Origin of the sequence: Roseovarius aestuarii (assembly GCF_019966515.1) — a bacterium.
Classification (GTDB): domain Bacteria; phylum Pseudomonadota; class Alphaproteobacteria; order Rhodobacterales; family Rhodobacteraceae; genus Roseovarius; species Roseovarius aestuarii.
Genome location: NZ_JAIMIB010000004.1, coordinates 47,351 through 59,909, shown reverse-complemented (window position 1 = coordinate 59,909; position 12,559 = coordinate 47,351). Strand labels below are relative to the sequence as shown.

Here is a 12,559-nt window from a genome sequence, read left to right as displayed (position 1 = left end):
TCAGTCATCCCCATGTTGCCATTCCGACCACGGGCTGTCGGCGGTTTGCGGTCGGTAGCGGCGGTCATAGTCAGCAGCGTAGAGCCTGCTTTCGGTAAAATCCTCGCCGCTCAGCGTCTGCCCGACAAGGATCAATGCGGTGCGCGCGATGCTTGCATCTACCTGATCGGTGATGGTTGCAAGCGTGGCGCGAATGATCTTCTCATCCGGCCAGCTGGCGCGATAGACAATCGCCACCGGGCAATCGCCCCCATAATGCGGCGTCAGATCGGCAACGGCACTGCCCAGATTGCCGATCGACAGATGCAGCGCTAGCGTTGCGCCGGTGGCGGCGAAGTTCGCAAGGCTTTCGCCATCAGGCATCTTTGAGGCACGCCCCGGCGTGCGGGTCAGCACCACGGATTGCGAAAGCCCCGGCAGGGTCAGCTCGGCCCCGAGGCTGGCGGCGGCGGCGGCGAAGGACGGCACACCGGGCGTGACCGAATAGGGGATGTCCAGCGCCTTCAGCCTGCGAATCTGTTCGCCCATCGCCGACCAGACCGACAGATCGCCCGAATGCAGCCGTGCCACGTTCCGCCCAGCTTTATGCGCCGTCTCACATTCGGCGATGATTGCATCCAGATCCATCGGCGCGGTGTTCACAATCCGCGCGCCTTCGGGGCAATGGGCCAGGATGGCTTCGGGCACCAGCGATCCGGCGTAAAGGCAGACCGGGCAGGCGGCGATCAGATCGCGACCCCGCAGCGTCAAGAGATCGGGCGCGCCCGGACCGGCGCCAATGAAATGCACGGTCATGTCGCGTCTCCTTCAGCCAGCGCACAGGTGGCCTTTCTGTCGCCGGAAATCGCCCGAGGGGCAAGCAGCTTTGCCCCCGGACCCGCTGCTGCCAGCGCCGCTGCCTCGGCGACCGAGCCGGTGCCATGTGCGGCTTGCGAGGCGGCCGATTGCGTGGTGGTCTGCTGTGCGGTCAGCAGGGTGCTGTCGACAGAGATGATTTCTGCACCCAGTGTTTTGGCAAAGCTCTGAAACGCCGGTGTGTCAGCTTTGTCGCGGGCGGTGGCAAAATGAGTAGGATTGATGTTGTCATGCGCGCGGGACAGTGCGTCGCGCAGGCTCTCAACGGTGGCCGCGCCCCGAAATCCAAAGCCTGCGACGATCATAGAACGCCGCTCCATTGCACCAGCGGATAGGCCGCTTTCCAGCCGCGCCGTTGCCCAAGCGGGGCGGCATGGGCGGTCTCAATCCGCATCAGATCACCTCCCTTGCGGGCTTGCCACGCGGTAAGCAGCGCCTCGGTTTCCAGTGTCACCGCATTAGCAACCATGCGTGTACCCGTTGGTACTGCGGCTTCCAGCGTGCTCAGCAATGCCTCGGACAGACCGCCACCGACAAAGATTGCATTCGGTGCGGGCAAGCCTTCCAGTGCCGCCGGGGCGCTGCCTTCGATTACGTCAAGCCGGTCAGTGCCAAGGGCCAGCGCATTGGCCCGGATATTGGCCGCCCGGTCGCCGCGCGGCTCGACGGTGATTGCCTTGCAGGTGGGATGTGACAGCAACCATTCGATGGCGATCGAGCCTGACCCACCGCCGATATCCCAAAGCTGCTCGCCCGGTCGGGGCGCAAGCGCAGAAAGCGTCAGCGCGCGTATCGGTCGCTTGGTCATCACCCCGTCAGAGGCAAAAAAATGGTCGGGCAGGCCCGACGCTTTGGGCATGGCTTCGCCTTGTCCGGCAACCTCAACCGCGACGCAGACCGGATGGCAGAAGCCGTCATTGAGTGCGCCCACGGTCGCCGGTGTGACCCGTTCACGCGGACCGCCAAGCGCCTCCAGCACGGTTAGTTTACTATCGCCAAATCCGAGATCCTTGAGATACGCAGCCAGTTCGTGAACCGCATCGCCATCGCGCAGCAGCACGATCACCCGCGCGGTCGGGGCCAGGTGCGGGCGCAGGCGTGACAGCGGGGCGGCGTGCAGTCCAAGGCAGGTCGTTTGGTCCAGGGCCCAGCCCATGCGCGCAGCGGCGTGGGAAAAGGTAGAGGGCGCAGGCAGGGCGCACCACTCATGATCAGTGAATTCGCGGGCGATGGTGCTGCCCGCACCGAACCAGAATGGATCGCCCGAAGCCAGCACAACGACCTGTCGTCCGGTCAGGCCACGCAACAGCCCGATCCCGTCCGCGAAGGGCACCGGCCATTCCACGGTTTTGACTTTCAGATCTGGCAACAAATCAAGGTGACGTTTTGATCCCATCACGATCTTTGCCGATTCCAGCGCGGTACGGCTTGCCAAGGACAGGCCCTGCGGTCCATCTTCGCCAAGGCCGACAATCGTAATCCACGGAGCTTCAGCCATGATGACGAACCTCCTGATCCTCGGAGGCACAACCGAAGCGGCGGCGCTGGCAAAAGTGGTTGCCGGGGCGGGCATCACCGCCACGATGTCGCTGGCAGGCCGGGTGGCGCGTCCGGCGCGATCGCCCTTGCCCCAGCGGGTCGGCGGCTTCGGTGGCGTGGCCGGTCTTGTGGCGTATTTGCGGGAACATCACGTCACCCATCTGGTCGACGCCACGCATCCTTTCGCCGCAGAGATGAGTACCAATGCGATTGCCGCCTGCGCGCAAACCGGGGTGCCCTGCATCGCGCTGACCCGCCCCGCCTGGGCGGTGCAGACCGGCGACAACTGGATCAATGTGCCGGATATCGCGGGCGCGGTTTCGGCGCTCAATCGGCCCAGAGCGCGTGTCTTTCTGGCCGTGGGGCGTATGCATCTGGCCGCTTTCGCGCCCAATCCGCAGCACCACTACGTGTTGCGGCTGGTTGATCCGCCAAGCGCCCCCCTGCCCTTGCCCGACGCGCAGGTGATTGTCGCACGAGGGCCGTTCAGCGAAGCGGATGATTTGGCCCTGATGCGGGCGCATGGGATCGAACTGGTTGTGTCGAAGAACGCGGGCGGAACCGGTGCCTACGCCAAAATCGCCGCCGCGCGGCAGCTTGGCCTGCCTGTCATCATGATCGATCGTCCTGTCCTGCCTGCGCGGCAGGAAGTCGAAACGGTTGATCAGGTGATGGATTGGCTGGATCATACCGCCACCGAGCGTGGTGTGTAGACGATTGGCGCGCTGTCGCGTTCGATGAGCCGGGTTTGCGACGAGCCGACCAGAACCACCGTGCGCATATCCGCCATCTCGGGCGTTGCCTCGGCCAATGGTACAACTCGCAGCGCCTCATCTGCTGTGGAAACGGCGCGGGCAAAGATGATCAGGCGACCGGGCTCGCATACCTCTTTCAGCACATCAAGGGCGCGGCCAAACCCCTCGGGTCGCGACTTTGAGCGGGGATTGTAAAACGCCATAGCGAAATCGGCCTCGGCGGCCAGTCGCAGGCGTTTTTCGATCAGCGCCCAGGGCTTGAGATTGTCGCTTAGGTTGATGGCGCAGAAATCATGGCCCAGGGGTGCACCCGCGCGGGCCGCGGCGGCCAGCATCGCGGTGATGCCCGGTAGCACGCGGATATCGAGGTTGCGCCACTCCGCCGGTCCCGCCTCAAGCGCTTCGAACACAGCTGCAGCCATGGCAAAAACGCCCGGATCGCCCGAGCTGACAACCACCACGCGGTGACCGTTCCGGGCCATTTCAAGCGCATGATTGGCGCGGTCAATCTCAACCCGGTTATCGCTTTCATGAAGGGTCAGCCCGTCGCGCGGGGCGATGCGGCGCACGTAAGGAATATAGCCGACGATATCGGTGGCGGCGTCGATGGCCGTGCGCGCCTCGGGCGTGACCAGTGCGTCATCGCCCGGCCCAAGGCCTGCAATCACAACCCAGCCGCTCATGGCCGCCGCCCCTGCCCGTGCACCACGATGATCGAGAAATAGGGCAGCGTTTCGCCATTCACCTCAGCCAGAGGCCGGATGGTCTGATCGCTCATGCTGGCATATTCCACCAGCACGGCGCGGTCTGCCTTGCCCGAGGCTGCGAGCGCACGGCGCACCTTGGGCAGGTTGCGGCCTATTTTCATCACAATGAGGGCATCGGCGGCTTTCATGGCGCTGGTCAGCGCCTCTTCTTCCAACGTGCCCATGACCGTTGACAGGATATCGTCGCCCCAGGTAATCGGCGCGCCTGTTGCCGTCCACGCCGCCGACATGCCGGTGATTGCGGGAATGACCGTCACCGGGACAACGCCGTGCAACCGAGAATAGAGATGCATGAACGAGCCGTAAAAGAATGGATCGCCCTCGCAGAGCACCACGATATCTTCGCCGGTACCAGCCAGGTCGCGCAGCTGTGTGGTGCAATCGGCATAGAAACCCGACAAGGCTTCGTTATAGCGCGGGTCCGAGACGGGGATTTCGGTGGTGACCGGGTATTCCATCGCGAACTCGGTCGCGGTTTCATGCAGCATCCCGTCGACAATCTTGCGCGCCCGGCCCGCCCGACCTTCCTTGCGGAAGAACGCCACATGGCGGGCGTTGCGCACAAGCCGGTCGGCCCGCACGCTCATCAGGTCCGGGTCACCCGGGCCAAGGCCCACGCCATAGATCGTGCCGCTCATTCCGCGCGGCTCGCGATGGCGTTGATGGCGGCGACGGTGATGGCGCTGCCGCCTAACCTGCCGTCGACGACCAGCGAGGGCACCGGCGCGGCCTGCCACAGCGCCTCTTTGCTTTCACGTGCGCCGACAAAGCCCACCGGGCAGCCGATGATGGCCGCAGGTCGCGGGCAATCGGGATCTTCAAGCATTTCAAGCAGGTGAAAAAGCGCGGTGGGCGCGTTGCCGATGGCGATCAGCGCGCCACCCAGCCGGTCACGCCACAGCTCAAGCGCGGCGGCGGAACGGGTAGTACCCAGCTTTGACGCCAGGTCTGGCACGCTCGGGTCGCGCAGGGTGCAGATCACATCATTGTCGGCGGGCAGGCGTTTACGCGTCACGCCTTCGCTGACCATATAGGCATCGCAAAAGATCGGCGCGCCGTTTTCCAACGCAGTGCGGGCGGCTGCAACCATGTCCGGTGCGACCTGCACATGGCGCTCCAGCCCTACCATCCCGGCGGCGTGGATCATCCGCACCACGACCTGGCTGTCGTCCGCGTCGAACCGGCCAAGATCGGCCTCGGCGCGGATCGTGGCGAAGGATTCCTTGTAGATGGCAGCGCCGTCTTTTTCATATTCGTAAGGCATTACAAGCGCTCGATTTGCTGGTGAATCATTTCCGGGGTCAGTCCCGATTGGCTGGGCTCATCCCACGGTGTGCCTTCGCTGACAAGGTTGAACCGGCCATTTGCGCCGACAAGTGTCAGATCAGCGGTGCGTGGCAAGGCGCACCCTTTGGCGCAGCCGGAAACATGCAGGCTGGTGCCGTCGGGCAACTTGCTGGCCAGCGCGCGCGCGATATCACGGGTCGGGGCCTCGGCCTGCGGGCAAAAGGGCGCCCCGGGGCAGGCATGCACGCTCAGTGTCGGGTCATCTGGCCGGGTCACAAAATCGGGCGAGGACGCGTCATTTCCGTCAAGCAACAGGAATAGCCGGTCTGGCATCGGACGCATGGCGGTGGCGTTGCTGTCATTCATAAGCTTTGACAAAGCACGGGGGTTCAACTGCCCGAAAGGTGCCCCGAACACAGGGCCCAGTGGCGTTGTGCCGGGTGTGGGTTTTGGTCCAGCGACGCGCGGTGCACAGCTCTGCCATTCCTGCGGCAACGCTGTATGCCGGATGTGGCGGGACATACGCCCGTTTAATTTCCCACCGCTCTCGACAAACCACGACATGAGTTTGGACAGCTCTTCCATCGCACTCTCGGAAGAGATGACCTTTCCGCATGGCGCACCGTCTGCGCGCAGGATCAGTGCGCCGTCGGCAGACAGCTCAAAGCGAAAATCGGCAGAGCATCCGGACAGCTGGCTGTGCAGGCCGGTGTCAATCGCAAAGCCCATTTTGGCGGGTAATTCAGGCAGATCCTTAAGGGTATTAAGTAGCGCTAACCCCAGCTGATGTGTCAGATCACCACCCTGCCTGTCCGAGGTGAGGATGATGTTGCGCCGGGCCTCAAGTTCCGGATCGGCTTCTAGCAGGTTCAGCCCCTGCAATGCGTCGATGAGTGCGGGGTGATCCGTTTCGCTCACTCCCCGGATTTGCAGATTGGCGCGAGAGGTCAGATCGATTGTGCCATTGCCAAACTGGTCTGAAAGTTCACACAGGCCGATGACCTGATCAGCGTTGAGCTGCCCCAGCCATGGCCGCACCCGCACCACCAGACCGTCACCCGACATCATCGGGCGGTAGGCGCCGGGGCACCAGCCTTTGACCAGCGGCGCGCTCATTCTGCGGCCTCGAGATCGGCGAGGATGGAATTACGCCTTGATTGCCACAGCCCCGCCGCATGCAGCGCCGCAAACCGGTCGCGCATCGCGGCCAGCGCTTGCGGATTGGCGTCCCCCAGAAAGGCAAGAGTTTCCGCATCACCCAGCGTGGCATCGTAATAAAGATCAAACAGATGCGCCGGCACGACCTGAGCCAGTTGCGCGAAAGCCGCCATATTTTCCAGCGTGGTGGCAATCTCGGCGGCGCCGCGGAACCCGTGGCGCTTCATACCTGCAATCCAGCCCGGATGCGCGGCACGGGCCTGCACGACGCGGGCGATCTCTTCGGTCAGGCCACGGGCCCGGGGGGTGGCCGGGTTGGTGGAATCCAGATGATAGAGCGCCGCCTGCCCGCCGGTCACGGATTGCGCGGCGGCAAACCCGGCCTCGTGGCTTGCGTAATCTTCGGCCAGCAACAGATCGGTTTCCGGCAGATCCTGAAGGTGCACGAAAGCATCCGCATTGGCCACGCGGGCGCGCAGCCCGTCAGCATCCCGGCGCGGGGCCTCGCCATCAAGTGCCCAGCTTGAGGCCGTCAGCCATGCCTCGCCCGCCGCGCGGCGGGCCTCGTCCGAGTAATCTCCGATATGCGATGCGATCCCGACACCGAAACTGCCCGGTGCGGGGCCGTAGACGCGCGCCGCTGCCTGACCAACATAGGGGTTCCAGTCCGCCGCTTCGTCCCGCTGCGCCAAGGCCCGGACCGCCTGTGAAAAAAGCGTTGAGAGCGAGGGAAATACGTCGCGGAAAAGCCCCGAAACCCTCAGGGTGACGTCAATGCGCGGGCGGTCGAGTTCAGCGATGGGCAGCACCTCGATGCCCGAGACCCGTTCGGACCCGGCGTCCCAGACCGGACGCACCCCCAACAGCGCCAGCGCCATGGCAAATTCCTCGCCCGCTGTGCGCATGGTGGCCGACCCCCAAAGATCGACGATCAGCCCCTTGGGCCAGTCGCCTTCATCCTGCAAGTGCCGCCGGATCAACTCTTCAGCCAGCTTTTCGCCCTGCGCATAAGCGGCCCGTGTCGGGACGGATCGCGGATCAGTGGTGTAGAGGTTCCGCCCGGTCGGCAGCACATCGCTGCGCCCGCGATAGGGCGATCCGGAAGGCCCAGCCGCGATGCGTTTGCCATTGAGCGCGTCGATCAGGGAGGCGCGCTCCGCCTCGGCAGAGGTTTTTAGGTCAAAGGCCCCCTGATCCTCTGTCATACGGCCCCAGATGTGCAACCCGTCACCAAATTGGCTGTCCTTTACGTCACAGACAAACCGGTCAATGCGGGTGATCGCCTCGGCTGAACAGATCGCGGTGCTGAGGCCCAGATCATCCTCGACCCCCAGCGCCTGCGCCTCAAGGCGGATATCGTCCTGAAGGCGGTCACGGCGGCGCGGGTCAAGGCCATCGGCGTTGGAAAACTCATCAAGCAACGCCTCAAGCCGTGACAGGCGGTCCGGTGTTTCCGAGCGTTTCAGCGGTGGCGGCACGTGGCCCAGGGTGATCGCGCCAATGCGCCGTTTGGCCTGTGCGGCTTCGCCGGGGTCGTTGACGATGAACGGATAGATCACCGGCAAGTCGCCGATCAGCGCCTCGGGCCAGCAGGTATCGGAAAGCGCCACGGCCTTGCCCGGCAGCCATTCCAGCGTGCCATGCGCACCGATATGAATGAGTGCATCGGCGTGTTGGCGCATCCACAGGTAAAACGCCACATAGCCGTGCCGGGGAACCCGCGACAGATCGTGATATTCCGCATCGCGCAACGCGGGCGTACCCCGCTCGGGCTGGAGTGCGACCAGTGTGTTGCCCCGTTGCAGAATCGGCAGGGTGATCCCGTCAGAGGTAGCGTCCGGATCGGCCTCGGGCGCGTCCCACGCGGCGGTCAGATCGTCTTGCAAATCCTGTGGTAGCGTTGCGAGCGCGGCTTTGTACTCGGCCATCGGCCAGATTAGCCGGGCCTGTCGCAGATCGTCGCCGGTTACGCCCATATTCGCGTCATGCCCCGCCGCTTGCAAGTCTTCCAGAATCGCCGAGGCTGACGCGATCGCGTCCAGCCCGACCGCATGGGCCAGGTTCCATTCGCGACCCGGATAGGTGGACAGCACCAAAGCCAGCCGCCGCTTGGATGCGGCCATTTGCGCCAGCCGATGCCACGCGGCGACCCGCGCCGCCACAGCCCCGATACGGGCCGGGTTCGGGGTGTGGACATGTCGGGCAAATTGCAGATGCGGATCGCGCGGTTGGGGTTCCTTGAAGGAAACAACACCGGCAAAGAGCCGTCCATCGACCTCGGGCAGAACCACATGCATCGCCAGATCAGCGGGCGACAACCCGCGTTCAACCTCGGCCCAGGTGTCGTGGTTTGATGTCGCAAGGGCCACCTGAAACACCGGCACATCGCCGAAATCTAGCGGCGATGTGCCATTGCTTCCGCGCCCCGAGAACGAGGTCGCATTCACAATCGCGGCGGGTTGTAGATACGCCACCTGCCGTCCAAGCCATTCTGCCGCATCCGGGGCCTTGAGCGACGGGGCAAAGAGGCCCATCACCGCAAAGCCTTGATCGCGCAGCGCCTTGAACAGCGCTTCGACCGGGGCAAGATCGGCGGCCACCAGAAAGGATCGGTAGAAAACCACCAGCACCAAGGGTTTTTCGTCACTGTTGGCAAGAACCGGGCAGGCCACGCCATCCTCGGGCGTCCAGCCGCCGACCATTGGCAGGGCTTTGTTGCCTCTGACGGGGCCTGCATACAAACCCGACGCCAAGGCCATCTGTGCCAAAGCTGCCTGCGCCGCCACCGCGCCGCCCGTGTCGCAGAGATGCTGTAACCGCCGCAGGGTGGAAACCGGCAGCGTCGACATTTCATCCAGTCGCGGATCGGGCCGCCCATCGGCTGGCAGCACGGCCAAAGCGATGCCTTTGTCGCGCGCCAGCGCTTCGATCTGCTGCACGCCATAGGGCCAGTAGGGTACGCCGCCGATCAGCCGGATCAGGATGCCTTTGGCGCCCGCAAGTGTCTGCTCGATATACGTATCGACCGAAAGCGGATGTTTCAGCGCCGCGATATTGGCCAGCCGCAGCGTCGGCATCCGCCCGTCAGGCCCGCCGCCGCGATGCCATCCTGCCGCGAAGGCGCCAAGATCGGAATCCGAGAGGCTGAGCACCACCAGATCTGCGGGCGCCTGCCCCAGATCCGTCGGTGTCTCGGTCTCCTCGAGCCCGTGGCTTTCGCGGAAGATGATATGCATCGGCGTTTACTCGGCGACAGCCGGCTCTGGGGTCAGAACGGCGCGGATCGCGTCGGCGCTGATATCGTCATGCTCGGCGATCACCACCAGCCTGCCCTTGCGCGGCTCATCGGCTTTCCAGGCGCGGTCATATTGGTGACGCACCCGCGCGCCCACCGCCTGAACCAGCAGGCGCATCGGCTTGCCGGTCACATTGGCGTAGCCTTTGACGCGCAGAATGTTCTGGCTGTTGGCAAGCTCCTCGATCCGGGCGACCAGCTCTTCCGGGTTAGCAACATCGGGTAGGTCGATCACCACGCTTTCGAAATCGTCATGATCGTGGTCATGCGGTGCGTCGTGATGCGACGGGCGTGCGTCCATATCATCCTCGGCGGCGGCTTCGAGGCCAAGGATCACCCGTGGATCGACCACACCTTCGGCAACCTCGACCACAGGCAGCGGGCGTGGCGCTTCGGCGGCGATGATTTCCTTGGCGGCGGCCACACCGTCCGGACCGGCCAGATCAGGCTTGGTCAGCAGAATGATGTCGGCGCAGGAGATCTGATCCTCGAACACTTCCGACAGCGGCGTTTCGTGGTCAATGCTGTCATCTGCCAGACGCTGCGCATCAACGGCTGCCACGTTCGGGGCAAACCGGCCAGCGGCCACAGCCTCGGCATCGGCCAGCGCGATCACCCCATCCACGGTGATTTTCGACCGGATATCCGGCCAGTCAAACGCCTTGAGCAAAGGCTTGGGCAGCGCCAGTCCGGAGGTTTCGATCAGGATATGCTCGGGGCGCGGATCAAGCGCCATCAGGGCTTCGATCGTGGGGATGAAATCATCGGCAACGGTGCAGCAGATGCAGCCATTGGCCAGTTCCATGATGTTTTCTGCCGGGCAGTCGGGAATAGCGCAGCCTTTCAGGATCTCACCATCGACGCCCACGTCACCGAATTCATTCACCACCACGGCCAGTCGCTTGCCGCCGGGGTTTTGCATCAGATGCGAAATCAAGGTTGTTTTCCCAGATCCCAGGAAACCGGTGACAACGGTCACGGGAAGTTTTTCAAGATCAGCCATTTTTGTCCTCCAGCGGCGGAATGCGCGCGATACAATTGCGTTTGAAATGTTCCGGGCGGGTGCGCCACGGGATCAGACCGTCTGCGGTGTCATGATAGAGCGCGGCCCCCTCCAGAAGAATGTCCGGATGCGACGCCTCATGCAGATTTCCGTATACATACGTCCAGCGATTGGGTCCGCCGCGCAGCGCGACCGAACAGCCCTGATCGCAGTTTTGCAGGCATTCGACGGCGCGCAGCGTCACACCTTCGGGCAAGGGGCGCGCTGACAGTTCCTCGAACAGGCGTTGCCCGGGACGTTCCCCATCCTCGGTGGCCTCGCTGCCACGCAGGCACTTTACGCAGACCAGAAGTTCGGTCGCGTGGCCAGGTTCTTGGGGCATGTCATTGGCCCCGGAACTATCGGCATCAGATGTGGGCGTCTGCCCGTCAGGCGCTGTGGCCGTGGTCATTTCTGACGTCATATCTTTCTCCTCCGGGGCACCCCGCCCGGGCTGGTGTTACGGTTTGGGATGGCAGGTCTCCTGGCTTGCGGGTCGGGGCGATCCCGCGCCTTCCCGACCAAAGGGCCAGTGGCGTGGGGCAGGATCGCTCGCCGCTTACAGTTGCGGGGGCAGCCACGGAATTGGTACTTTTGCACCTCACCGCGTTCCCTTTTTCAGCCCGGATTTGACCCCGGACAACCATCGAAGGCGACATTGCTCAGACGGGATCACACTTGTCAATTGTTCAGATCATGGCTTGCCCGCATTGACGCGGCCCTCTGCGGGTGCAAATCCTAGTCCAGACCCCAAGCCCAAAGGACACCCCATGGACGACACAACCGCCCGTCACAACGAAAAGATGCGCAAAATCAAGGCCGCGCGCGACAAGATGATGGAAACCAAGACAGAAGAGAAAGGTCTGATTCTCGTCCATACCGGGACCGGCAAGGGCAAATCCTCGTCCGCTTTTGGGATGATCATGCGATGCATTTCGCACGGGATGCCCTGCGCGGTGGTGCAATTCATCAAGGGAAATTGGGATACGGGCGAAAAAACGTTCCTGCGCGAACGATTCGCCGATGAATGCCGATTTTTTGTGTCGGGCGAAGGGTTCACCTGGGAAACCCAGGACCGCGAGCGCGACATTGCCGCGGCGGAAAATGGCTGGCGGATCGCCAAAGAGCAGATCCTTGACCCGGAAATCCAGTTTGTCCTTCTGGATGAGATAAATATCGCATTGCGCTATGATTATCTGGACATCGACGAGGTGGTTGATTTCCTGCTGACGCAGAAGCCGCAAATGACCCATGTGTGCCTGACCGGTCGTAATGCCAAGCCAGAATTGATTGAAGCGGCTGATCTGGTCACGGAAATGAACCTGATAAAGCACCCCTTCCGCGATGGCGTGAAAGCCCAGCAAGGCGTTGAATTCTAAAGACTCTATCTGATTATAGCCACTTGCCCTGAAGGTTTCCCCGGATTGGGATTCGGGGGCAGGGCTAGTAAATCTTCATTATCCTGTTTTTAGGATCGACATTGCCTAAATATGGTCGCAATTCACTTTTATAAGTATTCCTGTGTTAGGCGGTGTACCCCGTCATGTATGAGTAAAGTTTCTTAGTTAGTTGTGTGTGTTGTAATGAGTATCGCCTGTAACCATCTTGTCCCGTCTCCGAATCCCCTTCGGAACATGCCCGGTGAGCTGCCTCTCACCGGGCATGAGACGCTGGACCATTTCGTCCATATTATCAAAATGCAGGATGTAAGAATGGCCAAGCGCGAACGCTTGCCTGAACTTGCCCCTTGCGAAACTGACAAGCCATTATTGCCGCGTTTGAAACGGGTGGTGAAAGCGCTGTTCTGACAGGGCCGGTCACCTTGGGTTTCAAAACGGTGCAGACCGCGCATCCTGCCCCC

The 12,559-nt window shown here is 62.8% G+C and carries 13 protein-coding genes and 1 riboswitch; of the genes, 3 read left to right on the top strand and 10 right to left on the bottom strand.

Annotation, left to right across the window (positions count from 1 at the left end):
- The 3 genes from cobM to cbiE are packed head-to-tail and all read right to left on the bottom strand — an operon-like array spanning position 1 to position 2,353.
- The gene (gene cobM, locus LC334_RS07265; protein WP_085799997.1) at positions 1 to 795 is read right to left on the bottom strand and encodes a precorrin-4 C(11)-methyltransferase; all 795 of its coding nucleotides are present in this window, start codon (positions 793 to 795) and stop codon (positions 1 to 3) included.
- Complete coding sequence (locus LC334_RS07260) at positions 792 to 1,160, bottom strand: cobalamin biosynthesis protein (protein ID WP_085799998.1); 369 nt, start codon at positions 1,158 to 1,160, stop codon at positions 792 to 794. The genes cobM and LC334_RS07260 overlap by 4 nt, the downstream gene beginning before the upstream one ends.
- Positions 1,157 to 2,353 carry a precorrin-6y C5,15-methyltransferase (decarboxylating) subunit CbiE gene (gene cbiE / locus LC334_RS07255; protein ID WP_085799999.1) on the bottom strand — a complete coding sequence of 399 codons (1,197 nt, stop codon included), beginning with the start codon at positions 2,351 to 2,353 and terminating at the stop codon, positions 1,157 to 1,159. Before cbiE ends, LC334_RS07260 begins: the two co-directional genes overlap by 4 nt.
- Between cbiE and LC334_RS07250 the strand changes: the two genes are divergently transcribed.
- Positions 2,352 to 3,107, top strand: coding sequence for a cobalt-precorrin-6A reductase (locus tag LC334_RS07250; protein ID WP_085800000.1), 756 nt, complete (start codon positions 2,352 to 2,354; stop codon positions 3,105 to 3,107). The genes cbiE and LC334_RS07250 overlap by 2 nt on opposite strands.
- On the opposite strand, the gene cobJ is transcribed toward LC334_RS07250, so the two are convergent.
- Genes cobJ through LC334_RS07215 form a run of 7 tightly spaced genes read right to left on the bottom strand, consistent with a single transcriptional unit; the run spans position 3,080 to position 11,041 of the window.
- Positions 3,080 to 3,832 carry a precorrin-3B C(17)-methyltransferase gene (gene cobJ, locus LC334_RS07245; protein WP_085800001.1) on the bottom strand — a complete coding sequence of 251 codons (753 nt, stop codon included), beginning with the start codon at positions 3,830 to 3,832 and terminating at the stop codon, positions 3,080 to 3,082. The two genes, LC334_RS07250 and cobJ, sit on opposite strands and share 28 nt — an antisense overlap.
- Positions 3,829 to 4,554, bottom strand: coding sequence for a precorrin-2 C(20)-methyltransferase (gene cobI / locus LC334_RS07240; RefSeq protein WP_085800002.1), 726 nt, complete (start codon positions 4,552 to 4,554; stop codon positions 3,829 to 3,831). Before cobI ends, cobJ begins: the two co-directional genes overlap by 4 nt.
- Positions 4,551 to 5,180, bottom strand: a complete 630-nt coding sequence (locus LC334_RS07235; RefSeq protein ID WP_085800003.1) for a precorrin-8X methylmutase — start codon at positions 5,178 to 5,180, stop codon at positions 4,551 to 4,553. The genes cobI and LC334_RS07235 overlap by 4 nt, the downstream gene beginning before the upstream one ends.
- On the bottom strand, positions 5,180 to 6,319 hold the full coding sequence (locus LC334_RS07230; RefSeq protein WP_085800004.1) for a hypothetical protein: 1,140 nt from the start codon (positions 6,317 to 6,319) through the stop codon (positions 5,180 to 5,182). The genes LC334_RS07235 and LC334_RS07230 overlap by 1 nt, the downstream gene beginning before the upstream one ends.
- Positions 6,316 to 9,597 (bottom strand): cobaltochelatase subunit CobN, encoded by a 3,282-nt coding sequence (gene cobN / locus LC334_RS07225; RefSeq protein WP_085800005.1) that lies wholly within the window; start codon positions 9,595 to 9,597, stop codon positions 6,316 to 6,318. Before cobN ends, LC334_RS07230 begins: the two co-directional genes overlap by 4 nt.
- A 6-nt stretch (positions 9,598 to 9,603) precedes the next feature.
- Positions 9,604 to 10,659 (bottom strand): cobalamin biosynthesis protein CobW, encoded by a 1,056-nt coding sequence (gene cobW, locus LC334_RS07220; RefSeq protein WP_085800006.1) that lies wholly within the window; start codon positions 10,657 to 10,659, stop codon positions 9,604 to 9,606.
- Entirely contained in the window at positions 10,652 to 11,041 is a 390-nt protein-coding gene (locus LC334_RS07215; RefSeq protein ID WP_085800064.1) for a DUF1636 family protein, read from the bottom strand. Before LC334_RS07215 ends, cobW begins: the two co-directional genes overlap by 8 nt.
- Positions 11,042 to 11,155: 114 nt before the next feature.
- Positions 11,156 to 11,361: riboswitch (cobalamin riboswitch) on the bottom strand.
- Between the two features lie 107 nt (positions 11,362 to 11,468).
- On the opposite strand from LC334_RS07215, the gene cobO reads away from it, so the two are divergent.
- Entirely contained in the window at positions 11,469 to 12,077 is a 609-nt protein-coding gene (gene cobO / locus LC334_RS07210; protein WP_085800007.1) for a cob(I)yrinic acid a,c-diamide adenosyltransferase, read from the top strand.
- Between the two features lie 255 nt (positions 12,078 to 12,332).
- The gene (locus tag LC334_RS07205; RefSeq protein WP_223412909.1) at positions 12,333 to 12,506 is read left to right on the top strand and encodes a hypothetical protein; all 174 of its coding nucleotides are present in this window, start codon (positions 12,333 to 12,335) and stop codon (positions 12,504 to 12,506) included.
- Positions 12,507 to 12,559: the final 53 nt, after the last annotated feature.

Bases quoted from the DNA above. Each gene is read 5' to 3' on its own strand.
- cobM (WP_085799997.1), bottom strand. From the start codon at position 795: ATGACCGTGCATTTCATTGGCGCCGGTCCGGGCGCGCCCGATCTCTTG.
- LC334_RS07260 (WP_085799998.1), bottom strand. From the start codon at position 1,160: ATGATCGTCGCAGGCTTTGGATTTCGGGGCGCGGCCACCGTTGAGAGC.
- LC334_RS07250 (WP_085800000.1), top strand. From the start codon at position 2,352: ATGATGACGAACCTCCTGATCCTCGGAGGCACAACCGAAGCGGCGGCG.
- cbiE (WP_085799999.1), bottom strand. From the start codon at position 2,353: ATGGCTGAAGCTCCGTGGATTACGATTGTCGGCCTTGGCGAAGATGGA.
- cobJ (WP_085800001.1), bottom strand. From the start codon at position 3,832: ATGAGCGGCTGGGTTGTGATTGCAGGCCTTGGGCCGGGCGATGACGCA.
- cobI (WP_085800002.1), bottom strand. From the start codon at position 4,554: ATGAGCGGCACGATCTATGGCGTGGGCCTTGGCCCGGGTGACCCGGAC.
- LC334_RS07235 (WP_085800003.1), bottom strand. From the start codon at position 5,180: ATGCCTTACGAATATGAAAAAGACGGCGCTGCCATCTACAAGGAATCC.
- LC334_RS07230 (WP_085800004.1), bottom strand. From the start codon at position 6,319: ATGAGCGCGCCGCTGGTCAAAGGCTGGTGCCCCGGCGCCTACCGCCCG.
- cobN (WP_085800005.1), bottom strand. From the start codon at position 9,597: ATGCATATCATCTTCCGCGAAAGCCACGGGCTCGAGGAGACCGAGACA.
- cobW (WP_085800006.1), bottom strand. From the start codon at position 10,659: ATGGCTGATCTTGAAAAACTTCCCGTGACCGTTGTCACCGGTTTCCTG.
- LC334_RS07215 (WP_085800064.1), bottom strand. From the start codon at position 11,041: ATGCCCCAAGAACCTGGCCACGCGACCGAACTTCTGGTCTGCGTAAAG.
- cobO (WP_085800007.1), top strand. From the start codon at position 11,469: ATGGACGACACAACCGCCCGTCACAACGAAAAGATGCGCAAAATCAAG.
- LC334_RS07205 (WP_223412909.1), top strand. From the start codon at position 12,333: ATGCCCGGTGAGCTGCCTCTCACCGGGCATGAGACGCTGGACCATTTC.